The sequence below is a fragment of the Brachybacterium horti genome (assembly GCF_054777615.1).
This window is the reverse complement of the sequence record NZ_BAAHAM010000004.1, coordinates 170,981-195,017: the sequence shown is the minus strand read 5'-3', so window position 1 is coordinate 195,017 and position 24,037 is coordinate 170,981. Positions and strand designations below refer to the sequence as shown.

Genomic DNA, 24,037 nt, shown 5'->3' with positions numbered 1-24,037 from the left:
TCAGACACGGATGCCCTTCGAGGTGGTGAGCCGGCCGATGCCGAGCAGGACGAGGTCGAGGACGAATGCGAGGAGGATGACGCCGACGGTGCCGGTGATGACCGACTCGAGCGCGCCGGCCCCTCCGAGCCGTGAGAGGCCCTGGAAGATGAACCCGCCGAGGCCGGGGCCGAGCACGAAGGCCGCGACGGCGGCGACGCCCATGACCATCTGGGCGGAGACCCGGACCCCCGAGAGGATCACGGGCCAGGCGAGCGGCAGCTCGACGCGCAGGAAGGTGCCGAGGCGGCTCATGCCGATGCCGCGGGCGGACTCGACGAGGGCCGGGTCGACGCCGCCGAGGCCGACGATCGCGTTGCGCAGGATCGGGAGCGTCGCGAAGAACACGACGACGATCACCGAGGGGAGCACGCCGAAGCCGAACGGGGCGACCATGAGCCCGATGAGGGCGAAGGAGGGGATCGTCAGGCCGATCGCGCTGACGGAGTTCGCGGCGCCGCGGGCGGCGGGGCTGCGGTGCACGAGGGCGGCGATGAGCACGGCGAGGACCGTGGCGAGGACGACCGATTGGACCACCAGGCTCAGGTGCTGGAAGGAGGCGAAGAGGATCTCGCCGGATCGCGATCGGACGAAGTCGCCGATGTTCACTGAATCGCCTCAGACATGGTCGCGGGTGATGGTCGTGTGCTCGCTCGTGGAGCAGTTCCGGCGATCTCCCGTCGGGCCCCTGGCTGCGTCGACGCTAGGCGGGAGACCGGGAGAGGGCAAGCCGACGGTGCTGGTCGCGGGCCTGTCAGCCCGGTCGAGGGGAAAGCGACCCCCACCGGGAAGCGGTCGTCGGCGCAGGTCAGAGGCCTGGATCCGAGGAAACGTCCCGGTGGGGGTCACGAAGGCGTAACGAAGCCCCTCAGCGGGCGTCCGGGCGGTTCCCGCCCTCGAGGGGGAGCGCGTTGTCGCGGGCGATGCCGCCGTACCAGCGGGCGCTCGGCTTCACCGTCCGTTCGAAGGTCTCGGGGTCCCAGCTGACGAGCCCGAAGGTGGGCCGGTAGCCGCTCGCCCACTCGTAGTTGTCCAGCAGCGACCAGTACTGGAAGCCGCGCACGTCGATGCCGTCGGCGATCGCGCGGTGGATGCCCTCGAGGGAGCCCTGGACGTAGGCGCGGCGGCGGGTGTCGTCCCCGGTGGCGATGCCGTTCTCGGTGACCATGAGCGGCACGTGGCCGCTGAGCTCCCAGGCGCTGCGCAGCCCGAGCTCCGCGGCCTCGGGGAAGAACTCCCAGCCGGTCAGCGTGGTCTCCACGCCCTCCTCGACGGGCAGCGGGCCCTCGGGCCCGATGAAGGTGCGGGTGTACGCCTGGACGCCGAGGAAGTCGTCGCCCCGCGCGTTCTCGAGGTACCAGAAGTCCCGCGGGTAGCCGTACTCCTGGAGCATCTCCTCGCTGCCCGGCTCGCCGGTCGCGTGGAAGGCCTGGGTGGCGATCGTCCAGCCGGAGAGGATCTCGGGCCGGCGCGCGAGCACGGCCCGGGACGCCCGGTGCGCGGCGAGGAGCTGATCGGCGACCTGCAGGTCCGGGGCGGGCAGGCCGTGGGCGACGAGGTTCTCCGCCTTCTCGCCGCCCGCGAGCATCGCGGCGATGTTGGGCTCGTTGATCGTGCACACGTAGCGCACGCCGTCGAGGATCGGCAGCACGGTCTCCGTGTAGCGGGCGAAGAGCGCGGGGGCGTCGTCGGCGCGCCAGAAGCCGTCCCGCTCGAACCAGCGCGGCACCGTGAAGTGCATGAGCGTGACGACGGGCTCGACGTCGTGCGCGAGGCACGCCTCGATCATGCGCCGGTAGTGCGCGAGCTCGGCGCGGGAGACGAACCCGCGCTCGGGCTCGATGCGCGCCCACTCGATGCTGAAGCGGTAGGTGTTCAGCCCGAGCTCCGCGAGGATCCGGATGTCCTCCTCGAAGCGGTGGTAGCTGTCCGCGGCGTCGCCGCTCGGCTCGACGACGGGGGAGTCGGGGCGGTGCTCCATCTCCCACCAGTTCGCGTTCACGTTGTTGCCCTCGATCTGGTGGGCGGCGGTCGCGGCGCCCCACAGGAAACCGTCGGGGAAGGTCAGTGCGGTCGCGGTGGATGCTGTGGTCACGGGAGGTCTCCTCGGTCGGGTCGGGCGCCGTGCACACGCGCCGGGTCGGGGATCGCGTCGAGCAGTCGGATCGTGTATTCGTCCTGCGGATGCCGCATGACCTCGGCGGTGGGGCCGGACTCGACGACGCGGCCGTCGTGCAGGACGAGGATGTCGTCGGTGATCAGCCGGGCGCTGAGCAGGTCGTGCGTGATGTAGAGCAGGGACATGCCGGTGCGCTCGCGCAGGTCGCGCAGCAGGGCCAGCACCCCGGCGCGCAGGGACACGTCGAGCATCGAGACGGGCTCGTCGGCGATGATCACCTGCGGATCCGCGGCGAGCGCCCGCGCGATGACCACGCGCTGCCGCTGCCCGCCGGAGAGCTGGTGGGGCAGCTTCGCGGCGAACTGCGCGGCGGGGCTGAGGCCCACGGTCTCGAGCAGCTCGTGCAGGCGCTTCCGCAGGGCGGTGCCCCGCAGGTCCGTGAGGTTCGTCAGCGCCCGGGTGAGCGTGTACTCGACGGTGCTGAGCGGGTTGAGCGCCGCGTACGGGTCCTGGAAGACCATCTGCACGCTCCGGCGCAGGTCCCGCAGCTCCTTGCGGCGCAGGCTCCCCACCTCCGCGTCGCCGACGTGGATCGTGCCGGCGGTGGGCTTCTCGACGCCCGTGATGAGCTTCGCAAGCGTGGACTTCCCGCTGCCGGACTGGCCGACGAGCGCGGTCGCCCCGCCGGCGGCGAGGGTGAAGCTGACGTCGTCGACGGCGAGCACGGGCTGCGCCCCGCGACGCGGTGCGCCGAAGGACTTGCTGACGCCCTGGACCCGCAGCTCGAGCCCGCGGCCTGCGGAGGGGGAGGAGGCGGCCGACGGGGCCGGCGTCCCCGGGGTCGTCGGCGCCTCCGAGGACTCCGCCCCCGTCGGCGCGGCCGACCCGTCCGGCATCCGGGCGCCGGGGACCGGTGCCTCGAGGCCGGGGAGCGCGACGTGCTCCGCACGCGGGTCCGCGAAGTGGCTCAGCAGCATGCGGGTGTACTCGTGCTGCGGGCGGCGCAGGATGTCCTCGCTCGGGGCGTCCTCGACGACCCGGCCGTCGTGCATCACCATCACGCGGTGCGCGGACTCGAGCACCACGCCCAGGTCATGGCTGATGAGGATCGCCGTGAAGCCCTCCTGCGCCTGCAGCTCGCGGATCGTGTCCATCACCGCGTGCTGGACGAGGACGTCGAGCGCGGTGGTGGGCTCGTCGAACACCATCAGCTGCGGCTCGAGGGAGAGCGCGAGCGCGATCGTCACGCGCTGGCGCATGCCGCCGGAGAGCTCGAAGGGATAGCGGTCCAGGACCTCCGGGCCCAGGGACACGCGGCCCACGAGCTCCGCGGCGCGGTCGTCCCGATCAGCCGGGGCGACGTGCCGGTGGGCGGCGAAGATGTCGTGGAAGTGCTTCCGGATCGTGCGCACGGGGCTGAGCGTGTTCATGCCCGCCTGCAGCACCATGGCGAAGCCGCCCTGGCGCTGGGTGCGCAGCTCCTCCGCGCTCATCGAGGCGATGTCGACGTCGCCGAACAGGATGCTGCCGGACTCGATGCGGGCCGGAGGCTTCGAGAGCGCGGTGAGCGCGAACCCGAGCGTGGACTTCCCGGAGCCGGACTCGCCCACGAGGCCCACGAACTCGCCGCGGCCCACCTCGAAGGAGACCTCGCGGACGGCCCGGGTGGCGGGAGCCCCGACCGGCTCGTAGACGACGGAGAGGTCCTGGACCCGCAGCAGCGGCTCCTCCGCCCCGAGGGTGGACGGGGTGGTGCGGTGCGTGGCGGTGCTCATCGGCCGGTGCTCCCTTCCCGCAGACGGGGATTGCTGATCCCGTCGATGCCGAAGTTGATGAGGGTCAGCGAGGTGGCGAGCAGGGCGATGCACAGGCCGGGCGCGAACAGCAGCGCCCACTGGCCGGTGAGGAGCGCGTTGGAGTTCTGCGCCCAATAGATCATCGTCCCCCAGCTGATGACGGTGGAGTCGCCGAGGCCCAGGTACTCCAGGCCCGCCTCGGCGAGGATCGCGGCGGTCGCCGAGCCGAAGAACCCGCCCGCGATGAGCGAGGTCATGTTCGGCAGGATCTCGCGGAAGACGATCCGCGGCGCGCGCTCGCCGGAGAACCGCGCGGCCTCCACGAAGTCGCGCCCGCGCAGGGTCCGGGTCTGGCTGCGCAGCACACGCGCGCCCCAGGCCCAGCCGGTGATCGCGATGACCGCGACGATCACGGAGATGCCGCCGTTGCTGAGGTACGTGGCGACCACGATCATCAGCGGCAGGCCCGGGATCACCAGGAACATGTTGACGACAAAGTTGATGACGTCGCCGAGCCAACCGCGCACGTAGCCCCAGCTGAGGCCCACGAGCACGGAGATCACAGTGGCGATGCCGCCGGCGCCGAAGCCCACGAGCAGGGAAATGCGGGAGCCGAAGATCAGCTGGCTCAGCACGTCCTCGCCGGCGGCGGTGGTGCCCAGCCAGTGCGCGGCGGAGGCGCCCTGGTTGCGCTCGAAGCCGTTGTCCTCGGGGCCGTAGGGCGCGACGAGCGGGGCGAGCACCGCGAGCACGACGAACAGCCCGAGGATGATCAGGCCGATCCGTGCCTTGCGGTTGCCCCAGACGGTGCGGATCGAGGCGGTGAAGGTGGTGGTCAGGGCAGTGCTCATCGCGCTCATCGCCTCGTCCTCGGGTCGAGAATGCCGTACATGATGTCCACGAGCAGGTTCGCGACCAGGACGCTCACGGTGATCATCAGGAAGATCGCCTGCATCAGCGGGTAGTCCTGGCCGGTGACGGCGTTGAACAGCAGGAAGCCGATGCCCGGGTAGCCGAAGACCTGCTCGACGAGCACGGAGCCGCCGACCACGCCGCCGAGCGCCATGCCGAAGCCCGTGAGGTTCGGGAGGATCGCGTTGCGGGCCGCGTACTTCAGGGCGACGGTGCGACCGGGGATGCCGTTGGCCTCCGCGAAGGTCACGTGGTCCTCGCCGAGGGTCGTGATCATCGCGTTGCGCATGCCGATGATCCAGCCGCCGAGGGAGGTGACCAGCATCGTCGTCGCGGGGAGCGCCGCGTGGTAGAGCGCGTCCTCGAGGAAGGCCCAGCTGAGCCCGGGGACCGTGGTCGCCGAGTAGGCGCCGAAGGTGGGGAACAGGTGGCCGACGTAGCCGAGGAAGAACAGCAGCAGCAGGGCGGTCCAGAAGTAGGGGAAGGTCCCCAGGAAGCTGCCGCCCACGGCGGGCAGGGCGTCCATCCAGGTGCCCCGCTTCCAGGCGGCGAGCACGCCCAGCAGGGTGCCGATCACGAACGCCGCGATCGTCACGAGCCCCACGAGGATGAGCGTGTAGGGCAGGGCCTGGAGGACCAGGCCCGTCACGGGCTCGGGGTAGAAGGCGTAGGAGACGCCGAAGTCGAGCGTGACGACCTGGTGGAGGTAGTCGAGGTACTGCTGGAGCAGGTTGCCGTCGGGCACGCCGAGCTGCGCCTCGACGGCCTTGCGGGTCTGTTCGGTGACGGGGCCGTTCTGCGCGAGCTTCGCGAGGGCGGCGTCCGCCGGGGAGCCGGGCATCATGCGCGGCAGCAGGAAGTTCAGGGTGATCGCCGCCCAGAGGGTCAGCAGGAACCACCCCGCGCGCTGGAGCATGTACCTCATGAGGCGCCTCCGTTCCGGACGCGGCGCACCCGGGTGAGGACGCGCAGCGGAGAGGACTGGTAGGTCTGCAGGGGCGCGTAGGGGTCCTCCGCGCTGGGCCAGCCGGTGAAGCGGCCGTCGTTGTACAGGCCCCAGAGGCCGCCGTAGTAGAGGGCGATGACGGGGAGGTCGTCGTAGAAGATCTTCTCGAGCTGCTGCAGGAGGCGGCCCTGCTCGTCCTCGTCGACGCTCGCGCGGTAGTCGCCGATGAGCTGGTCGACCTCGTCGTTGCGGTAGCGGATCCGGTTGTTCTGGCTCGCCTCGCCGACGGGCGCGTAGTACTCGCCCCACAGGAGGTTGGAGTAGCCCTGGAAGGCGTCGGACCCGTTGGAGGAGCCCATCGCGACGGCGAAGTCGCCGCTGGTCAGGTTCGCCTCGTAGGCCGCGGGCTGCGGCGTCTCGATGGTCGCCTCGATGCCCACGCCGCGCAGCTGGCGCTGGACCTCCTGGGCCGCGCGCAGCCAGTCGGTGTAGCCGTTCGCGGTCGTGATGGCGAAGGTGAAGGGCTCGCCGTCGGCCGTGCGCAGGGTCGTGCCGTCGTGCCGGAAGCCGGCCTTCTCGAAGGCCGCGATCGCGGCGTCGACGTCCTGGGCGATGATGCCGCGGTCCGGGATCTCCGGGTTCAGGAGGTCCTCCTGGTTGGGCAGGAGCAGGCCGGACTGGCTGGCCTCGTCCATGTAGCCCTCCGCGGCGACCTCGCCCACCTGCTTGCCGTCGAGCGCGAGGGACAGGCCGCGGCGCACGTCGAGGTCGTCGAAGGGGGCGACGTCGTGGTTGAGGTGGAGGCCGATGATGCCGCCCGGCGGGAACCAGTACTTGTTGTGCGGGTTCGCGGCCATCCAGGTGTTCTCGACGTCGCTCATGTAGGCGTACGCCCAGTCGTAGCCCTTCGTGACCAGGTCCATCTCCTCGCTCGCGGCGGGGTAGACGAGGTGCTCGACGTCGATCTGGTCCGCCTGCCAGTAGCCCGCGTAGCGGTCCAGCGTGTACTGGAGGGAGGTGAAGTTGCCGAGCTGGAACGGGCCGGAGCCGACGGGCTCCTCGTTGCGCCAGGTCGAGGGTTCCTCGACGTCGGCCCAGATGTGCTCGGGGACGATGAGCATCGCGCCGATGACGGGCAGGGCGGGGGAGTCCGGGGCGAGCAGCGTGATCTCGACGGTGGAGTCCGTCGTCTCGACGGTGTCGACGCGGCTCCAGACGCCGCCGGTGTCGTTGGCGGGGTGCTCCTTGAGCATCCGGAAGGTGTAGCCCACGTCCCCGGTGGTGAGCGGGGTGCCGTCGTGCCAGGTGGCGCCGCTGCGCAGCGTCAGCACGATCTTCTGCGGGTCCGGCTGCTCCCAGCTCTCGGCGAGCCACGGCACGAGCGTGCCGTCCAGGGGGTTGATCCAGATCAGGGGCTCGTAGACGATCGCGGCGGCCTTGCGGGCGTTCGCGTTGAAGGGGTTGAAGTTCGCGGTGAACGTGGGCGTGCCCTTGTCCCCGGCGATCAGCAGGGTGTCGTCACCGATCGTGGGATCGGGCTTGCTGGTGATCTGCAGGCTGCAGCCGCTCGCGAGGAGCCCGGCCGCGAGCGCGGTGCCGCCCAGGAGGGTGCGGCGGCGCAGCGGTGCCGCGTGGTCGAGGGGTCCCGGCAGGCCCGGCCGGGGTGGTGGTGTGGAAGCCACGGGGTGTCACGTCCTCACGCCGTCGTACGAACATGCCGCCGGTCGGCGGCCGAGGCGCCGGCGTCGCGGGCTCCCGGGAACGGGGTCCGGCGGACGGCGCCCGACGAGTGTATGCGCTTACATCGAGAGCGCAACTCAGGGAACCGAGGCGTGGACGAGACGTATCGATGACGAGGTCGCGCGCCGGGGGAGCGTTCACGCGACGGGCCTGCGGATCCTCCCGGACGGGCAGGGCTCGCCGGTGTGAGGTCCGGCGCTGCTGGGCTCAGCGGTGCGGGCCGCAGCTGTGGCGCAGCAGCACGTCCACCGGCAGCAGGAGCTCCGTCGCCGGCGCTCCCGGATCGGCGATGCGGCGCAGCAGCAGCTCCACCGCCCGCACGCCCAGGTCGAGCATCGGCTGGCGCACCGTGGTGAGCGCGGGCGTGCTCCACCGCGACTCGTCGATGCCGTCGAAGCCCGTCACCACGCAGGTTCCGGGCACGTCCACGCCGCCCGCGCGCAGCGCGGCGAGCGCGCCCAGGGCGCTCTGGTCGTTCGCGGCGATCACCGCGGCGGGGGTGTCCTGCTCGAGGTGAGCGGCGACGGCGTCATGTCCGCCCTGCCAGGTGAAGTCGCCGAGGAGCTCGGTCCAGGCGGTGCCGTCCCGGCCGGTGCCGCCGTCGCTGCCGGCACCGTCCCCGCCGATCGCGTCCCGGAACCCCGCGGCGCGGCCGGCGGCGTCGGGGGAGTCGGGCGGGCCGGCGAGGTAGAGCACCGGCCCCGGCGGCTTCACGGCCAGCACGTGCTCCACGAGCGCGCGCATGCCGCCGCGGTTGTCCACCCTCACGGCGTCGGCCGTGGTGCCGACGGCGCCCCGGGGCCCCACGCCGTCCACGGCCCCGTCGGTTACGTCGGCCCCCTCGGCGCTGTCTGCTCCCTCGCCGTCGCCGTCGCCGTCGCCGTCGGCCCCGTCGCCGTCGGCCGTGCTGTGCCCCGCCACCAGCACGAGCGGCGTGCGGCCGATGCTCGTGCGCAGCAGCTCGTCCGGCACGGTGCGGGAGACGGCGGCGAGTCCGTCGACCCGCCCTGCGAGGTCGTGCATGACCACCTCGCGGCCCATGTCCCGGCCGGCAGCGACCATGAGCGCGTAGCCCTCGCGCCAGGCGGCGGCCTCGGCCCCGCGCACGAGCTGCTCGAAGTAGCGGTTGCGGAACGGATCCGCGGCCGAGCCGTCCCGGTCGTCGATGAAGGCGACCTCGCCGGTGGCGGAGCGGGCGTCCTCCCGGTCGCTCGTGGTGGGCAGGTCGTGGCCCGGGATGAGCAGGCCGAGCACGCCGGTGCGGCGACCCGCGAGACCGCGCGCGCTCGCATTGGGGACGTAGCCGAGCTGCTGCACCGCGGCCATCACGCGCTCGCGGGTCGCGGCGGCGACCTTGTCCGGCCGCCGCAGCACGCGGGAGACCGTCGCGATCGAGACCTCGGCCTGGCGCGCGACGTCGTAGACGGTCGGGGACTTGCTCTCGGGCACGCCGGGCATCGCCTTTCGCTGAGGAGCCGCACGGGGGAGGGGCACGGGTCGGGCTAGGGCACCGTACCTGACCCGGCGCCCGCGGGTCCCGGGTCGAGCGGTCCGGTCGTGATCCGGTCGCGGGCCGGGCCGTCGCTGGGGGCCGGATGTGGTCCCGTCGCTCCCGGGCGGATCCGCCGCCCGCCGTGCAGGTCCCGTCCAGCGCTTCGGAGGTGTGACCGCTACGCTGGGGCGACCGTCGATTCCCACGTGCTAAGGATGCTCCGCCATGACGACGCCCGCCGCCGCCCATCCCCGCCCCACCCTGCGCCGCGAGGCCTGGACGGACCTTGACGGCGCGTGGGGCTTCGCCCATGACGACGAGGACCGCGGCCTCGCCGAGCGCTGGTACGCCCCCGAGGCCGCAGGCCGCTTCGACCGCGAGATCACCGTGCCCTTCGTGCCGGAGAGCGAGGCCTCCGGCATCCACGACACGGCCTTCCACCCCGTGCTCTGGTACCGCCGCACGATCACCGCCGCCCCGCGGCCCGGGCACCGCACCCTCCTCCACCTCGGCGCGGTCGACCACGAGGCGGACGTCTGGGTCGACGGCCACCACGTGGGCCGCCACGTCGGCGGGCAGACGTCCTTCACCCTCGACCTCACCGACCTGCTCGATGCGGGGGAGGAGCACGTGCTCGTGGTGCGCGCGCTCGACGACCCGCTCGATCCCGAGCAGCCGCGCGGCAAGCAGGACTGGCGCGAGGAGCCGCACGGCATCTGGTACCACCGCTCCACCGGCATCTGGCGCTCCGTGTGGCTCGAGGAGGTCGCCGAGCAGCACGTCACCGCCGTGCACAGCACCTTCGACATGCCGCGCGCCCGCGTCGAGCTGAGCGTGCGCCTCGCCCGCCGCCCCGCCCCGGGCACGACCGTGCGGGCGTCCCTGCGCGCGGGGGAGGAGGCGCTCGGGAGCGTCGAGGTGAGCGCGCACGAGACCCGCGTCGAGCTCGTGGTCGACGTGCCCGCCGTGCGCAACACGCAGGACCGCGACCGCCTGCTGTGGAGCCCCGAGCATCCCGCGCTCGTGGACGTGGACCTGCAGGTGCTCGAGGGCGGCGAGGTGCGCGACGAGGCCGCGAGCTACCTGGGGCTGCGCACCACGGGGATCGACCGCGGGCACTTCCTGCTCAACGGCGAGCCCTACTACGTGCGCTCCGTGCTCGAGCAGGGCTACTGGCCCACCTCCCATCTCACCGCTCCCAGCGAGGACGCCCGGCGCCGCGAGGTGGAGCTCATCAAGGAGCTCGGCTTCAACGCCGCCCGCGTTCACCAGAAGGTCGAGGACCCGCGCTTCCTGCGCTGGGCGGACGAGCTGGGCCTGCTGATCTGGGGCGAGACCGCGAACGCCTACGCCTACAGCCCGCGCGCCGCGGCCCTGATCACCGCCGAGTGGACGGAGATCGTGGAGCAGTGCCGGCCCCATCCGAGCGTCGTCACCTGGGTGCCCGTCAACGAGTCCTGGGGTGTGCGCGACCTCGCCGACTCGCTCCCGCAGCGCCAGCTCACTCTCGCCCTGACCGCGCTCACGAAGGCCCTGGACCCGAGCCGGCCCGTCGTCTCCAACGACGGCTACGAGCTCATGGGCGGGGACGTCATCGCCCTGCACGACTACACGACCGATGCCGACGCCCTGCGCCGCTCCTGGGCGAGCGAGGACTCCGCCGCCGCGCTGATCGCCGGGCGCGGCCCGCAGCGCCGCCGACCGATCGACGACGCCGCCGTGGACCTCCACGAGGGCGCCCCGGTCATGGTCACCGAGTTCGGCGGCATCGCCTACGCCGCCCAAGGGACCTGGGGCTACGCGACGGTCTCGTCGCCGGAGGAGTACGAGGAGAAGGTCGCCTCCCTCTTCGACGCGCTCCACGCGAGCGAGGTCGTCACCGGGTTCTGCTACACCCAGCTCACCGACACCCTGCAGGAGGCGAACGGGCTCGCCGACGCCGACCGCAACCCGAAGCTCGACCCGGCCGTGATCAGGGCGTTCGTGACGGGTCGCCGGGAGGGCTGAGCCGGGGCGGGGCCGACGGAGCCCCGGGGCCCCGGGCCCCGCGGTCGTTCCTCCCCAGCGCGGTGGGGTCCACATTCCGCGGCGCTCGCTGGCCCGTCGGTGCGGGCGGGACGAGGGTCTGGGCATGACTCTCATCGACCACACGGACGACGCCCCCGTCGCTGACGCACCCCGTCCCGTCCCGCGCCCCTGGTTCCTGGGCGATGTGCCCGTCCCCGAGGCCGTCGACCCCGACGACCCCGAGGGGCGGGCGCTCCTGCGCAGCCAGCTGCCCGCCTTCGACTGGCCCGGCCACCTGCAGGACCTGCTCGACTTCGTGGGGGAGGGACGCCGCGTCACCCGCACCGGCACCTTCTACGTCGCGGACGTCCGCGCCTACCGCCGCGGGAGCGGGTCCTCGGCCCGTCGCCGCGACCGCTGGAGCACCTGGGACCCCGCCCCAGGCCTCGACGAGCGGGCCCGGACGCTGCGGGGGCTGGGCTGGGTGGAGATCGTCGACCACGTCCTGCAGCCCACAGCCCTCTGCCCCGACCGGGAGGCGCTCCGCGACGCGGCCGGGACGGCCATGCTCCAGGCGATGCGGGACGGTCTCGCCGCGATCATCGCCCAGCGCCTGCAACGTCAGGGCCACGACCTGTGGCTGCGCGCCGAGGCCTCCCCGCGCGAGCCCCTCACCGAGGCGCTGCTCCTGGCCACCCGCCCCGAGGGGCTGCTGCTGCCGTGGGCGCCGATGGACGGCGACCTCGACCACTGCCGCCAGGTGTGTGAGTACCTCGCCGGCCTGCTCCAGCACCCCGCCATCCGCTCCGTGCCCTTGGATCCGTACACCGGGCACCCCCACCCCACCGCGCTGCGGGAGCTCGCGCACCTCGGCGCGGTCCTCGAGGACCTCGTGCGCTGGGGCGTGCTCAGCGCGGAGGGCGGCGACCCCGAGATCGACCGCTCCGTGCGCGCCGGCATCGCCACCCGCTACCGGGCGCCGCTCGTGCTGCGCGCCGCGATCGCGGAGGTCGAGGCGGGGATGTGGTGAGGCCGCCGTCCACAACGTCTGGAGAGTCGGTGCCGAAGGCGGGGTCGCCATGATCTTCTATCCCCAGAAGACCTCCTCCGTGAAAGCAGCCCCCCATGCGCTCCTCGCTCCTCAGCCGCTCCGCCACCGCCGCCGCTGCGGCACTTCTCCTGATAGGTCTCGCCGGATGCGGCAGCGGATCGGCATCGTCCTCGGGCGAGACCGCCGAGGCGGCGACCAGCGCCTCGGACGGAGGGACTTCTGATGCAGGTGCGTCGGAGGCGACGAACACCGAGGCGGCAGATTCCGCGGCCGGGAGCGCGGATGTCGAGCCGGGGGAGTGCGAGGTGAAGGAGGGGAGCTCGACGATCCCCAGCTCCACCCCTCAGGTCGACGGCTGGACGATGGTCGCGGGCGTCTCTGTTCCCACCTCCACGGCGGTGGGACCATTCGTTCAGGAGGACGACCTCTGGTCCTGTTACGAGCACTCGGCCGAGGGAGCGCTCTTCGCCATGGCGTACGAGTTCGCTGCGACCGGAAACGTCGACGGCTTCGCCGATGTCTGGATCCCCGAGGGCGAGTTCCATGATGGTGTCGTCGGGGAGGAGCAGAAATCGCAGGGCTCAACCCTTGCCGAAATGGATGCGACTCTTGTCGGGTACCGCTATCAGAGCTACTCGGAAGATTCCGCGAGCGCGGACATCGCCACCGAGGTGGTCGTGGACGGACAGTCCGCGATCGTATATATCAAGGTTGCGCTGCAGTGGAGAGACGGGCGTTGGATGGTCGACCCGGAGAACGTCGGCGATCAGGCGATCGCCATTGAGTCGCTCGACGGATTCGTGCCCTGGCGAGCGTAAGAACGGCTGGCGCCGCCCTCCGATGAATCAGAGGGCGGTCACAACAGGCGCAACCTCATCCGCTGGTCGTTGAATCCTCTGGCCCCGTACCTCGTGTGCTCCTGGACGACGATGCCTTTCGCCGGAGGCGGGAAACCTGCGGAGGTGCTGGCACGTGACTCCCTGAGCTTCTCCAGGAAGGAGAAGCCATCAGGTTGTTGTCCCTCGGCACTGCCGGCCCTCGGGAGTCTCCTCGTCGTCAAAACGCGGGCCGTACTGACGGGCGAGGACACCCCAGGACTCTTCACCGAGATCCGGTCAGCCGTCGGCCTGCAGCCCCGTGCCGAAGGGCACCGCGGGATCCGCGATGGCGACGGCGAGGGTCGTGTCCGACTGCCCGTAGTAGGCGAACCACCTGCCGCGGAACTTCACGAGCCCCTCGACGAAGGTGACGTTGGAGACCAGGCCGTGGGTGTCCTCGTAGGTCTGCGGGCGCAGCCACGGGTCCTGTAGGCGGGCGAGGACCTTGGTGGGCTCGGCGGGGTCGATCGCGATCTGGCCGCAGCGGTAGTCGACCTCGACGGTGCCGTCCTCGTGGACGGTGCGGGTCGCGCCGTTGGTGAGCATGACGAGCAGCCCGCTGTCCGTGAGCACGGGGGAGGTGCCGATCTCCACGAGCGCCTCGTCGAAGGTGCCGGGCGTGGGCGAGTACATCGGCTCGCGGTCGCTCGTGCCGGGCGTCCAGTGGATCAGGTCGTCGCTGGTCGCCCAGTAGATCGAGCCCTCACCGAAGTACATCCACCACTTCCCCTGGATCTGCCGGGGGACGATGACGCCGGCCTTGGACCAGGTGCGCCCGCGCGGGTTCGTCGTGGTCGCGAAGGTGTCGAAGTCCTCGAAGAGCGGGCCGTGCTTGGTCCAGGAGCGCAGGTCGGTCGAGGTGGCGAGGCACAGCTGGGCGCTCGTGCGGTCCCAGCCGGTGTAGGTGAGGTAGTAGGTGCCCTCGATGTACGCGATCCGCGGGTCCTCGCAGCCGAACCGCTCGTAGTCGTGCTCGGGGGAGAGGATCGGGGCGTCCTCCCGCTCGAAGGTGACGCCGTCGTCGGAGAACGCGATGCCGATGTGGGACACGATGTCCTCCGCATGGGCGCGGTAGAGGAGCACCACCCGGTCGTCGACGACGAGCGCGGCGGGGTTGTAGAGGTTCGCGGACTCCCACGAATCGCCCTTGGGGCGCAGGATCGGGTTGCTCTCGTGGGGGACGAACGGGCCGAGGGGGAAGCTGGCGCCGCCGAAGAGGGACACGGTGGACATGGTTCTCCTAGGGGTAGGGCGTCGAGGTCGAGACGAAGGTGCAGGTGGGTAGGGGGCGTCAGCCCTTGATGCCGGAGCTGACGTCGGAGGCGCGGAAGAACCGCTGGAAGACGACGAACAGCAGCACCACGGGGAAGGCGAGGGTCGCTGCCCCGGCGAGGATCGCGCCGTTGGGGTTCGCGGCCGTCTGGGCGACGTTGGAGATGTAGTTCGCGAGCGCCACGGCGAGCGGCTGCATCGTCGCCTGCTTCGTGATGAGGAAGGGCCAGAGGAACTCGTTCCAGGGGCCGATGAAGGTGATCAGGGCGACCGTCGCGATCGCGGGCTTCACGAGCGGCACGGCGATCGAGAACAGGATCCGCAGCTCGGAGGCGCCGTCGATCCGCGCCGCCTCGAACAGCGACTCCGGCAGGGACAGGAAGAACTGGCGGAAGATGAACACGGCCGTCGTGTTGATGAGGAACGGCAGGATCATCCCCAGATAGGTGTCACCCAGTCCGTAGGTGCGGGTGACCTGCACGTACAGCGGGATCATGAGGAGCTGGAAGGGGATCGCCTGGACGCCCAGCATGATCGCGAAGAGGGCGCCGCGGCCCCGCCAGCGCAGCCGGGACAGGGCGTAGCCGGCGAGCAGGCCGAAGGTCAGCGTCCCCGCGAGCACACCGAGGGTGAAGATCAGCGAGTTCAGCAGGGCCCGCAGCAGGCTCACCCGGGAGTTGATCTCGGTGAAGTTCTGCGTGGTCCAGCCGCCGGTGGGGAACAGGTCCGCCGGCGAGGTGGTGGGGTTCTCCTGGAACGCGCCGACGGCCATGAACCAGAACGGGAACACGAAGGCGAGGGCCACGAGCGCGAGCACCGCGTACAGGGCGATCCGCGAACGGCGGGCGCCGGAGCGGGCCTGCGCGGCCGACGGCTCGGCGACCTCGGCCACCGCTCCCGACCTGGCGTCGACGGGACCGTCGGATGTCTTCTGGTCGGGCATGTCAGTCCTCCTTCCCGGCGCGGGCGGCGAGCATCGAGAGCAGTCCGATCCCGATCACGAGGAGCACACCGATCGCGGAGGCCACATCGGGGTTCGTCTGCTGGATGCCCTTCTGGTAGATCAGCAGCACCGGGCTCGTGGAGGCGCCGTCGGGCCCGCCGCCGTTGGTGAGCAGGTACGGCTCGGTGAAGAGGTTCGCGCCGGTGATGATCGCGAGGATCAGCACCAGGGCGGTCACCGAGCGCACCCCGGGCACGGTCACGTGGCGGAACCGGGCGATGGCGCCGGCGCCGTCCATCGACGCGGACTCGTAGAGCTCCTTCGGGATGTTCTGCAGGGCCGCGAGGTACAGCAGGATGTAGAAGCCCAGCTGCTTCCACGTCACGTACAGAGCGATCGACGGCATGGCGAGGCTGCTGTTGACCAGCCACGACGGGTCCGGGGCGAGGGGGCCCAGGATCGTGTTGACGAGACCGTCGGAGGAGAACAGCAGCATCCACACGCCGATCAGCGAGACACTCGCGGTGACGTAAGGGACGTAGAACGCGACCCGGAACACCGAGGCGAAGCGCACCACGCGGTTCAGGGCGCTCGCGAGCACGAGCGAGAGGATCGCGGTGAGCGGCACGTTGATCACGAGGAACACGGCGATGTTCACGAAGGACTGCCGCACCTGCGGGTCCGTCACCGCGGTCACGTAGTTCTCGAACCCCACGAAGGGGTGCTCCACGACCTCCGTGGGGGCGGTGAAGAAGTAGTCGTGGAAGGAGATCCAGACGGCCTGCATCAGGGGCCAGGCCATCACCGCGGCGAGGAACAGCACGTACGGCGCGGCGAGCAGCAGGCCCAGCGGCTGCGGGCCGAGCTTCCCGCCGAGCGGCAGGCGGGAGCGGGAGGCGGGCCGACGGGTCGGCGCGGGGGTGGTCGCGGTGCTCATTCGGCGACGAGCTGGTCGATCTTCTCCGCCGCGGCCTGCAGGGAGGACTCCACGTCGGACTTCGCGAAGATGACCGAGGAGGAGTACTGGTCGCGGAAGGTCTGCCACACCTCGATCGAGTTGGGGACGTTGGGGACGTCCACGACCCGGGAGGCCTGGTCGGCGAAGTCCGCGTACTCCGGGTGCTCCTTGAAGTAGTCCGCGTAGGTGCTCACCAGGTCGGTGCGCAGCGGCATCTGCCCGCTCGTCTCGAGGAAGGCGCCGTCCTGCTCCTCGGAGGTCGCGAACTTCAGGAAGTCCCAGGCGGTCGCCTGGTTCTTCGAGGTGGTGAACATCGAGACGTTCTTGGAGTCCGCATAGGTCGTGATCTCGGAGGGGTCCTTCGCCTCCGCGGTGGGGACGGGCATCAGGCCGAGCGTGAAGGAGTCCTTGTAGGAGGCGATCGCCCAGGGGCCCGCGGCCTGCATCGCCGTGGCCTGCTTCGCCATGGCGTCGTCGGTGGAGGCCTCCTTCGGGGCGAGGCCCTCGGAGTAGACCTGCGCCCAGAAGTTCGCGACGGCGAGGCCGTCCTCGTCGGCGAAGGTGGCCTTGCCGTCCTCGACGAGCTGGGTGCCGCCGGTCTGGGCGAGGTACAGCGGGTAGAAGTCGAACCAGCTCTGGAAGAACTCGCTCGTGGGGGCGGGCCAGATCGCGGACTTCGCGGCGCCGGACTCGACGATCTTCCGGCAGCCGGCGAGGAACCCCTCGAAGGTGTCCATGCCGGGCTTCTCCGGATCGAGGCCGGCCTTCTCGAAGAGGTCCTTGTTGTACATGACCATGACGGGGTTCGACTTCCACGGCAGCAGGTAGTACTTGCCGTCCGCGTCGGCGAAGCCCTTCGCGACGTCCGCTCCGGTGCGCTCCTCGATGTAGCTCGCGCCGTCCTCGAACGTGGAGAGGTCCACGAGGCCGCCCTGCTGCACCCAGGCGGGAGCGGCGGCGGTGGAGATGTTGAAGATGAGGTCGGGGGTGGTGCCCGCGGTGATCGCGGCGGTGATGGCTTCCTCGGAGCTCTGCCCGGCGGGGATCTCCTGGGCGGTGACCTTCTCGTCGGCGTGGTCCTTGTTCCAGGCCTCGACGGCGGCCTTGCCCCAGGCGAGCTCCTGCTCGTTGTTGGACAGCCAGATCGTCACGGGGCCGCGGGAGGACTGGGCCTCGGCCCCGCCCCCGCCGCCACCGTTGCCGCAGGCGGCGAGGGCGGTGGCGGCGATCGGGGTGGCGAGCGCGGCGGTGGCGAAGGTGCGGCGGGAGAGGGTCATCGTGGGCTCCAGACGTGCGACGGTGCGGTGCTGAACGGATGCTGCGGCGGTGCAGCGGTCGGGGTGGGTGGTGGGTGTGGGCCGAGGTCACCCCTGCGGGGCGGCGATGCTCCCGCGGGGGACGACGACGGTGTGGTCGGCGAGGACGGCGCCGGGCTCCTCGCCGTCGAGCGCGGCGAGCAGGGTGCGCACGGCGATCTCGCCGCGCTGCACGGCCCCGGTGCTCACCGTGGTGAGGCCGGGGGAGAGGTGGGCGGAGAGCTCGGAGTCGTCGTAGCCGGAGATCGACAGCTCCTCCGGCACACGGATCCCGCGGCTGTGCGCGAGGGAGAGCCCGGAGATCGCCATCGTGTCGTTCGCGTAGACGATCGCGGTGGGCGGATCGGCGAGGTCGAGCAGCTGCGCGGTCGCGTCACGGCCCGATGCCGCGGTGAAGGCGCCCTCCACCACGAGCGAGCCGTCCAGCCCGTGCTCGGCCACCGCGGCGGTGAACGCCTCGCGGCGGATCCGGGCGTGGATGTAGGGGGAAGGTCCGGCGACGTGCGCGATCCGGGTGTGCCCGGCCTCGGCCATGAGCCGCACGATCTCGGAGATCGCGGGGGAGTCGTCGGAGTAGACGGTGGGCAGTCCACCGGTCTCGCCGTCGGCGGGCTCCTCCGCGCTGAGCACCACGGCGGGCAGGCCCAGGCGGCGGACCAGGGCGAAGCGCGGGTCCTCCTGGCGGACGTCGAGCAGGATGGCGCCGTCGGCCCGACCGGCGGCGAGCCGCTCGTAGACGGCCTGCTCGGCGTCGCGGGTGGTGACGGCATGGAGCATGAGGCCCATGTCGTGCTCGGCGAGCACCCGCTCGCAGCCGGAGATGAACTTCGAGAAGAACGCGTCCGTCGCGAGGACCTCCGGGTCGCGGGCGACGACGAGGCCGATGGCGCCGGTGCGGGATGTGGCGAGGGCGCGGGCGCGGTGGCTCGCGGTCCACTGCAGCTCCTCGGCGGCGGCGAAGATCCGCTGCCGGGTCTCCTCGGAGACGGGGCGCTTGCCGGAGTAGGCGAGGGAGACGGTGGCCTTGGTGACGCCGGCGCGCTCGGCGACGTCGCCGATGGTGGCCTTGCGGGGCTGCGTCATCGCGGCACCTCCTCCTCGTGGGTGTTCCCGGAGCGACCGACGGGCACAAACCGGTTTGACGAGACAACATCAAACCGGTTTGCGAAGAGGGTGTCAAGAGGCGGCGGTCAGGAAGGGCGTGGCCCGGGAGTGGCCGCGACCGCGAGCGCCGCCGGTCGCGCCGGCGCTGCGGGTGTGGAAGCGATGCTGGTCAGCGACCGGTGCGGCGGACGGCCGCGTGGACCACGGGCTCGTCCTCCTGGCCGACCGCGACGACGAAGGCGGTGGAGCCCTCGACGCCCTCGGCCAGGCGATCACCCTTCTTCTGCACACCCTCGCCGAGCCGCTCGACCGCCACGGCGAGGTCGTCCTTGTGCGCCTTCGACTCGATGCCGCCGGGGAAGCTCGCCTCGACCCATGCCTCGATCTGCTCGGCGCTGCCGGAGAAGGTGACGACCCTGCTCCACGCCTCGTCGCCCTGGAGGACCCCGTCCGCGACGCTCGCCTCGATCGGCGGGGCGCCGTCGTAGCCGGCGAGGAGCACAGTGGGGAGCGCGGCGGCGGTGAGCAGGAGGGCGGTGCGACGGTTCACGGGGCCGACGGTAGCCCGGTGGTGCAGGGCGGCGCCGCGGAGCACGGCCCGATCTGGACGGAGCCGACGGGGGCGTCCTGCCTCCGGTCGACTCCCGGATCTCACCGACTCCCGCCCGCCCGGCTCACTCCTGCAGCAGCTCGTCCTTCGCCGTGCGCAGCACCGCCTCGGTGAGCGCGTCGAGCAGGGCCGAGGGCGCCTTCGCGACCTGCCAGAACAGGGGAGTGGTGACGGGCTCCCCACCGAGGTCCACGAGGTCGCCGCTCGTGAGCAGGGGCTCGGCCTGCATGGTCAGCAGCATCGCCCAGCCGAGGCCCTCGACGACGGCGTCCGCGAGCTCATGGGTCGAGGGCACGAGGTGCCGCGGGGCGAGGGCGGGATCCACGCCGCGGGCGCGCATCCAGCCGGCCTGGAGATCGTCGGAGGCGTCGTAGTCGATGCGCGGGGCACGGGCGAGCACCTCGGGCGTCACGGCGCCGCCGCCGTCGGCCCCGGCCCAGCGCCGGATCCAGACGGGAGCGGCGACGGCCCGGTAGACGAGGCTGCCGAGCGGCAGGGAGCGGTAGCCGGGCGGCGCGACGGGCGCGGAGGTGACGGCGGCGAGGGCCGCGCCGCTCGTGAGCAGGCGCGCGGTGACGTCCTGGTCCTCGCGCTGCAGCTCGAGCTGCACGTCGTGCTCGCGGGTGAAGGCGGCGAGGGCGGGGACGAACCACGTGGCGAGCGAGTCGGAGCTGACCGCGATCCCGATGCGCGGGTGCTCGCCCTGCGCGTCGAGGCCCAGCTCCGCGAGGGCCTCCTCCTCTATGAGCGCCTGCGCGCGGGCGAGGCGCACCACCACCTCGCCGGGCGCGGTGAGCCGCACGGGCTTCGCGCGCACGAGCAGCCGCTGCCCCACGGACCGCTCGAGCTGCTTCACCCGCTGGCTCACGGCCGACGGCGTCATGTGCTGGCGGCGGGCGGCGGCCTCGAAGGTGCCCTCCTCCGCGACGATCCGCAGGGTCCGGGCGAGGGACGGGTCGATCGGCATGGACCGAGCCTAGGTAAAGCGCTGCTTCAGGAGGGTGAGGAATCCTTGCTCATGCTTCATGCCGAGCGGCCCTAGCGTCGAGCAGATGACCCCCGCGCTCCACGGCTTCCTCTCCGGCCTCTCCCTCATCCTCGCCATCGGCTCCCAGAACGTCTTCGTGCTGCGCCAGGGCATCCGCCGCGAGCACGTGCTCGCCGTGGTGCTCGTCTGCATCGTCTCCGACGCCGTGCTCATCAGCGCCGGCGCGGGTGGGCTCGGCGCCCTCGTGCGCGCCGCACCGGAGGTCGTCGTCGTGGCCCGCTGGGCCGGCGTCGTGTTCCTGCTCGGCTACGCGGCCCTCGCCGCCCGCCGTGCGATCCGCGGCGGGGAGTCGATGCAGATCGAGGCGGGCGAGGGCCGCAGCAGCGCCCTCGCCCCCGTGCTCGCGACGACCCTCGCACTGACCTGGCTGAACCCGCACGTCTACCTCGACACCGTGCTCCTGCTCGGCTCGATCGCCGCGACCCACGGCGGGCAGGCGTGGCTCTTCGCGATCGGCGCCGTGGCCGGCAGCACCGTCTGGTTCACGGCGCTCGGCGTGGGCGCGCGGCGCCTGGGCCGGCTGTTCTCGAGCCCGCGCTCGTGGCGGGTGCTCGACGGGGTCGTCGCCGCGACGATGGTCGTGGTCGCGGGAATGCTCGCCGCCGGTTGATCTGCCGGACTCCGCCGGCTCCCGGTACTGTGGAAGAGCCGGTCGCAGCCGCCCGGCGGGCGTGCCCGGCGTGCGGCGCGCTCCCGATCTCGACCCGTGGGGACTGAAGTTGGAACAGATCACCGTCGCCGGACATCCCGAGCCCGTGCCCGCCTCCGAGGTCGCCGCACGGCTTCTCCAGCAGCGCCTGGACTCCGTGCGCGACGAGCGCGGCGACGCCGCCGGTACCGCCTTCGAGAAGCTCGTCGGCGCCCGGATCGGCACCCTCCTCGCGAACGGCACGCCCAGCATCGACGTCGCGACCATGCGCGCGATCGTCGACTACGTGGAGCTCCCCGCGGAGGACGAGGCGGAGCCGACGGGACTCGGGAAGACCATCCGCGGTATCAAGGACAAGCTCGCCCAGCGGGGCGGCCCCGCGCGCTGAGGCCGCGATCCTGACGGGCGATCGCCGAGGGGCGTCGTCCAGGGGGTGTCATGCGGGGGACGGCCCGGGGTGGGCTGCGCAGGGGTGCTCCGGGGGCAAGGGTGTGCTCGGCGTCAGGGGTGTGCCCGGGATCGTTGTTTTCTCGGAGTCAGGGTTGTGCCCGGAGCGCGGCCCTCGTGGGGTGCGCCGCTCCGGCGTCGTGAGCGTGGGACGGCGAGGGCCTCCCGTGAAAACGCGCGTCATCATGTACATGATGTGAGGCGTTCTTGGGGGAGGCCCTGGCACGGCCGACGGAGGGGCGGCGGGGGATGTCGAGGCGCTCGGCCGGCCGAGGCCGGTGGGGCGTGCCGCTGAGCTCGGCCGTCGAGGTCCCGGCGGGCGACGCCGGTGAGCTCCGCCGTCGCGGGGTCGGCGGACGGGGCCGGTGAAACCCCCGAGCGGGGTCAGCGGGCGGTGTCGACGAGGTGGTCGTGGCCCGTGCCGTCGGAGATGTCGACGCCGATGGTGAGCTCGTCGCCCGTCTCGGTGTTCACGTAGCTCACAGAGACGTGGCCGGCCGCGCCCTCGGCGCCGGTGCGCTGTCAGGGGCGGCGCGGCAGCTGATCAGGCGCCGCCCTCGGTGAGGCTCGCGGAGGGAAGCCAGTCCGCGCCGAGCAGCTGGGCGACGTCCTCGAGGCTCTCGGTGTCCCCGCCCACGGTGTCCGAGGCCGCGGCGATCCGCTCCACCATCACCTTGCTGACCTGCTCCTCGACGGTGCCCTGCGCGTAGGCGATGTGCCAGGGGGAGACCTGGTGGTCGCGGTGCGTGCGGCCCGTGACCTGCCGGCCCGCGATGCCGGAGAACCGCGCCTGATGGAAGACGCCCACGCGCGGATCGGTGCTCGCCGTCTCCCCGCCGGGCAGCGTCTCCCCGGCGTGCAGGCTGATCGAGGCGACCGTCGTGAACACGCAGACGCTCGCCTCGCCCCGCTGGAATCGCAGCCGCTCCGCCTCGACGTCGAAGCGGTCCCGGCCGTAGATCGAGGCGACCTCGAGGCCCGCGTCCCGCAGCCGCTCCGCGATCGGATCCGCGGCCGTCGTCACGAACTCGACCGAGCACGCCACCTGCCGCCCCGCCTCGACCTGCTGGCCGATCCATGCGACCGTCGAGTCCACGCGGATCAGGCCCGCCTTCTGCCGGAACCGCAGCAGCGCCGCCCGCCCCTTCGCCGTGTTCCGACCGCGCCGGGCCACGTCCATCTCGCGGCAGAACTCGCCCCACTCGGCCTCGTAGGCGGCGCGCTCCGTGGGCGTGAGCGTCACCGGCATGCCCGAGATCGGCACCGGCCCCCAGGGCGCCGCGCGATGCAGCATCGCCGTCGGCCGGGCGTCGGCGAGCCAGCCGCGCACGCGGGCGAGGTCCTCCGCGCGGCGGGTCGCGTCGGCCGTCCACGTCGCCCCGTAGCGGCCCTTCTCCAACGCGATGCCGTGGCGCTCGAGCGCATCGGCGAAGTCGACCGCCGGCTGCTTCACCGACGTCCACTCCTTCATGGACTCCCCGTGCACCTGCGCGTACGCCGGGGCGAGGTAAGGCAGCTCGAGCGGGGTGTGGCCGGGCGTCGCCGTCGTGACGATGACGAACGGCGCCTTCGCGTGCGCGGCGCCGTGCCCCGAGATCCTCGCCCACAGCTTCCAGCGCTTCGTCGTGGTGCGGCGCAGGGCGTGCGCCTCGTCGGCGATGATCACGTCCCAGTCGTATCCGGCGACCTTCTCCAGGCGGTCCCAGGTGATCACCACCCACGCCAGGCCGCTGTCGCCGAGCGCCGTGATCGTGCGGCACCAGTGGCCGATGGTGATCGCCGCCGGGCGGTCCGCCACCACGAGCACCCGCTCCGCGCCCCTCAGGTCACCGACCGCGCTCGCGCCGAGCACCGCGGAGATTGTCTTGCCGACGCCCGGCTCGTCCGCCAGCAGGAACTGCCGGCCGCCCGCCGCGGCGCGCTCCGCGATCGCATCGGCCGCCTCGTACTGGTTCAGCCGCGGCTCGAAATCCTCCTCCGGCTCCGGGATCGGCGCGGGGGAGTCGGGGTTGAGCTGGTTCTCGAGGAAGCGGCCCAGGGTGTGCGGGCCCGGTGCGTAGGGCGCGAGGTGCGCGGGCAGGGTTCGGCCCACGTGCAGGTGCATCCTCACCGCGGGATGCCAGGTGGCGCCCTCGACCTGCGTGCCGTAAGGGACGTCGAGCACCCACAGCCGCTCGCCCGGGCCCGCGAAGGGCAGCGGCCGGGTCGAGGTGCTCGCGCCGCCGCGACGGGAGGAACGGCGGCGGGTGCTGGAACGGGGGGAAGGAGGCACCGTGCGAGGTTACCCGGGCGCGCTCCCTCGACTGCGAGCGCCTCTCCGGTCCCGCATCCGGGAGACCGCATGACCGTCGCGCACCGCATCGCCTCCCGACGGCGCCGGCCATGAGCGCCCGGCGCGTCGCCGGAAGGTCAGCAACCGGGAGCTGGACCGCGCGGAGGTCCGGTTCCCCATGCGGCGAGGCGTGGGGCCGGTTCAGTGACCGTAGCCGCCGCTCTCGGCGGCATCGGCTCCTTGTGCTTCGGCAGGCCCGTCGTGCTGGGCGGCTTCGGCCTCCGCGAGACGCTTGGTCTCCTCGTCCACCGGATCGTCCGTGCCGTGCTCATCGTGGTGGGCTGTGCCCTGGTCCTCCGGGACGGGGCGGGTGTCGTCATCGGGGTGATGCATGGGGGTGCTGGTCATGGTGATCCTCCTGTGGTGGGTTCTTCATGG

Annotated in this window: 21 protein-coding genes; 5 read left to right on the top strand and 16 right to left on the bottom strand. The window is 72.1% G+C overall.

All coding sequences use genetic code 11. The annotated features are described in order from the left end of the window. The 7 genes from ACYVAP_RS13760 to ACYVAP_RS13730 all read right to left on the bottom strand — a co-directional run bounded on the left by ACYVAP_RS13760 (position 1) and on the right by ACYVAP_RS13730 (position 9,001). Positions 1–642, bottom strand: coding sequence for an ABC transporter permease (locus tag ACYVAP_RS13760; protein WP_264451873.1), 642 nt, complete (start codon positions 640–642; stop codon positions 1–3). A gap of 265 nt (positions 643–907) precedes the next feature. Next, positions 908–2,134, bottom strand: a complete 1,227-nt coding sequence (locus ACYVAP_RS13755) for a glycoside hydrolase family 1 protein (RefSeq protein WP_498861092.1) — start codon at positions 2,132–2,134, stop codon at positions 908–910. Further along, positions 2,131–3,933, bottom strand: coding sequence for an ABC transporter ATP-binding protein (locus ACYVAP_RS13750; protein WP_498861091.1), 1,803 nt, complete (start codon positions 3,931–3,933; stop codon positions 2,131–2,133). The genes ACYVAP_RS13755 and ACYVAP_RS13750 overlap by 4 nt, the downstream gene beginning before the upstream one ends. Then, on the bottom strand, positions 3,930–4,805 hold the full coding sequence (locus tag ACYVAP_RS13745; protein WP_240811182.1) for an ABC transporter permease: 876 nt from the start codon (positions 4,803–4,805) through the stop codon (positions 3,930–3,932). The genes ACYVAP_RS13750 and ACYVAP_RS13745 overlap by 4 nt, the downstream gene beginning before the upstream one ends. A gap of 5 nt (positions 4,806–4,810) precedes the next feature. Continuing rightward, positions 4,811–5,791, bottom strand: coding sequence for an ABC transporter permease (locus tag ACYVAP_RS13740; RefSeq protein WP_498861090.1), 981 nt, complete (start codon positions 5,789–5,791; stop codon positions 4,811–4,813). After that, a complete protein-coding gene (locus ACYVAP_RS13735) occupies positions 5,788–7,494 on the bottom strand; it encodes an ABC transporter substrate-binding protein (protein WP_498861089.1) in 1,707 nt (568 codons plus the stop codon). The genes ACYVAP_RS13740 and ACYVAP_RS13735 overlap by 4 nt, the downstream gene beginning before the upstream one ends. A 265-nt stretch (positions 7,495–7,759) precedes the next feature. Beyond that, positions 7,760–9,001, bottom strand: coding sequence for a LacI family DNA-binding transcriptional regulator (locus ACYVAP_RS13730; RefSeq protein WP_498861088.1), 1,242 nt, complete (start codon positions 8,999–9,001; stop codon positions 7,760–7,762). Between the two features lie 268 nt (positions 9,002–9,269). Here ACYVAP_RS13730 and ACYVAP_RS13725 point away from each other — a divergent pair, with 268 nt between their 5' ends. The 3 genes from ACYVAP_RS13725 (at position 9,270) to ACYVAP_RS13715 (ending at position 12,920) form a co-directional block, all read left to right on the top strand. Further along, positions 9,270–11,051: a glycoside hydrolase family 2 protein gene (locus ACYVAP_RS13725; protein ID WP_498861087.1), complete on the top strand. Its 1,782-nt coding sequence runs from the start codon at positions 9,270–9,272 to the stop codon at positions 11,049–11,051. A 124-nt stretch (positions 11,052–11,175) separates the two neighbouring features. After that, complete coding sequence (locus ACYVAP_RS13720; RefSeq protein ID WP_498861086.1) at positions 11,176–12,081, top strand: hypothetical protein; 906 nt, start codon at positions 11,176–11,178, stop codon at positions 12,079–12,081. A 95-nt stretch (positions 12,082–12,176) separates the two neighbouring features. Continuing rightward, positions 12,177–12,920 carry a DUF8175 domain-containg protein gene (locus ACYVAP_RS13715; protein WP_498861085.1) on the top strand — a complete coding sequence of 248 codons (744 nt, stop codon included), beginning with the start codon at positions 12,177–12,179 and terminating at the stop codon, positions 12,918–12,920. 297 nt (positions 12,921–13,217) lie between these two features. Here the strand turns inward: ACYVAP_RS13715 and ACYVAP_RS13710 are convergent, their stop codons facing one another. The 7 genes from ACYVAP_RS13710 to ACYVAP_RS13680 form a co-directional block, all read right to left on the bottom strand. Next, on the bottom strand, positions 13,218–14,213 hold the full coding sequence (locus tag ACYVAP_RS13710; protein ID WP_498861084.1) for a glycoside hydrolase family 130 protein: 996 nt from the start codon (positions 14,211–14,213) through the stop codon (positions 13,218–13,220). Positions 14,214–14,271: 58 nt separating this feature from the next. Further along, complete coding sequence (locus ACYVAP_RS13705) at positions 14,272–15,195, bottom strand: carbohydrate ABC transporter permease (RefSeq protein ID WP_498861083.1); 924 nt, start codon at positions 15,193–15,195, stop codon at positions 14,272–14,274. 1 nt (position 15,196) lies between these two features. Then, positions 15,197–16,132 (bottom strand): carbohydrate ABC transporter permease, encoded by a 936-nt coding sequence (locus tag ACYVAP_RS13700; RefSeq protein ID WP_498861082.1) that lies wholly within the window; start codon positions 16,130–16,132, stop codon positions 15,197–15,199. Next, the gene (locus ACYVAP_RS13695; RefSeq protein ID WP_498861081.1) at positions 16,129–17,430 is read right to left on the bottom strand and encodes a type 2 periplasmic-binding domain-containing protein; all 1,302 of its coding nucleotides are present in this window, start codon (positions 17,428–17,430) and stop codon (positions 16,129–16,131) included. Before ACYVAP_RS13695 ends, ACYVAP_RS13700 begins: the two co-directional genes overlap by 4 nt. 87 nt (positions 17,431–17,517) lie before the next feature. Then, entirely contained in the window at positions 17,518–18,552 is a 1,035-nt protein-coding gene (locus ACYVAP_RS13690; RefSeq protein WP_498861080.1) for a LacI family DNA-binding transcriptional regulator, read from the bottom strand. Positions 18,553–18,742: 190 nt separating this feature from the next. Beyond that, complete coding sequence (locus tag ACYVAP_RS13685; protein WP_498861079.1) at positions 18,743–19,123, bottom strand: hypothetical protein; 381 nt, start codon at positions 19,121–19,123, stop codon at positions 18,743–18,745. Between the two features lie 124 nt (positions 19,124–19,247). Continuing rightward, positions 19,248–20,150, bottom strand: coding sequence for an ArgP/LysG family DNA-binding transcriptional regulator (locus ACYVAP_RS13680; protein WP_498861078.1), 903 nt, complete (start codon positions 20,148–20,150; stop codon positions 19,248–19,250). An 85-nt stretch (positions 20,151–20,235) separates the two neighbouring features. Between ACYVAP_RS13680 and ACYVAP_RS13675 the strand changes: the two genes are divergently transcribed. Next, positions 20,236–20,841 carry a LysE/ArgO family amino acid transporter gene (locus ACYVAP_RS13675; protein ID WP_498861077.1) on the top strand — a complete coding sequence of 202 codons (606 nt, stop codon included), beginning with the start codon at positions 20,236–20,238 and terminating at the stop codon, positions 20,839–20,841. A gap of 109 nt (positions 20,842–20,950) precedes the next feature. Continuing rightward, on the top strand, positions 20,951–21,268 hold the full coding sequence (locus tag ACYVAP_RS13670; protein ID WP_498861076.1) for a hypothetical protein: 318 nt from the start codon (positions 20,951–20,953) through the stop codon (positions 21,266–21,268). A 603-nt stretch (positions 21,269–21,871) separates the two neighbouring features. Here ACYVAP_RS13670 and ACYVAP_RS13665 read toward each other — a convergent pair. Further along, entirely contained in the window at positions 21,872–23,599 is a 1,728-nt protein-coding gene (locus ACYVAP_RS13665; RefSeq protein ID WP_498861075.1) for a DEAD/DEAH box helicase, read from the bottom strand. A 201-nt stretch (positions 23,600–23,800) separates the two neighbouring features. Then, the gene (locus tag ACYVAP_RS13660) at positions 23,801–24,007 is read right to left on the bottom strand and encodes a hypothetical protein (RefSeq protein WP_498861074.1); all 207 of its coding nucleotides are present in this window, start codon (positions 24,005–24,007) and stop codon (positions 23,801–23,803) included. Positions 24,008–24,037: the final 30 nt, after the last annotated feature.

Coding starts and splice junctions, on each gene's coding strand:
- ACYVAP_RS13705 (WP_498861083.1), bottom strand. CDS start 15,195: ATGCCCGACCAGAAGACATCCGACGGTCCCGTCGACGCCAGGTCGGGA.
- ACYVAP_RS13690 (WP_498861080.1), bottom strand. CDS start 18,552: ATGACGCAGCCCCGCAAGGCCACCATCGGCGACGTCGCCGAGCGCGCC.
- ACYVAP_RS13725 (WP_498861087.1), top strand. CDS start 9,270: ATGACGACGCCCGCCGCCGCCCATCCCCGCCCCACCCTGCGCCGCGAG.
- ACYVAP_RS13695 (WP_498861081.1), bottom strand. CDS start 17,430: ATGACCCTCTCCCGCCGCACCTTCGCCACCGCCGCGCTCGCCACCCCG.
- ACYVAP_RS13740 (WP_498861090.1), bottom strand. CDS start 5,791: ATGAGGTACATGCTCCAGCGCGCGGGGTGGTTCCTGCTGACCCTCTGG.
- ACYVAP_RS13715 (WP_498861085.1), top strand. CDS start 12,177: ATGCGCTCCTCGCTCCTCAGCCGCTCCGCCACCGCCGCCGCTGCGGCA.
- ACYVAP_RS13680 (WP_498861078.1), bottom strand. CDS start 20,150: ATGCCGATCGACCCGTCCCTCGCCCGGACCCTGCGGATCGTCGCGGAG.
- ACYVAP_RS13750 (WP_498861091.1), bottom strand. CDS start 3,933: ATGAGCACCGCCACGCACCGCACCACCCCGTCCACCCTCGGGGCGGAG.
- ACYVAP_RS13745 (WP_240811182.1), bottom strand. CDS start 4,805: ATGAGCACTGCCCTGACCACCACCTTCACCGCCTCGATCCGCACCGTC.
- ACYVAP_RS13700 (WP_498861082.1), bottom strand. CDS start 16,132: ATGAGCACCGCGACCACCCCCGCGCCGACCCGTCGGCCCGCCTCCCGC.
- ACYVAP_RS13660 (WP_498861074.1), bottom strand. CDS start 24,007: ATGACCAGCACCCCCATGCATCACCCCGATGACGACACCCGCCCCGTC.
- ACYVAP_RS13710 (WP_498861084.1), bottom strand. CDS start 14,213: ATGTCCACCGTGTCCCTCTTCGGCGGCGCCAGCTTCCCCCTCGGCCCG.
- ACYVAP_RS13720 (WP_498861086.1), top strand. CDS start 11,176: ATGACTCTCATCGACCACACGGACGACGCCCCCGTCGCTGACGCACCC.
- ACYVAP_RS13675 (WP_498861077.1), top strand. CDS start 20,236: ATGACCCCCGCGCTCCACGGCTTCCTCTCCGGCCTCTCCCTCATCCTC.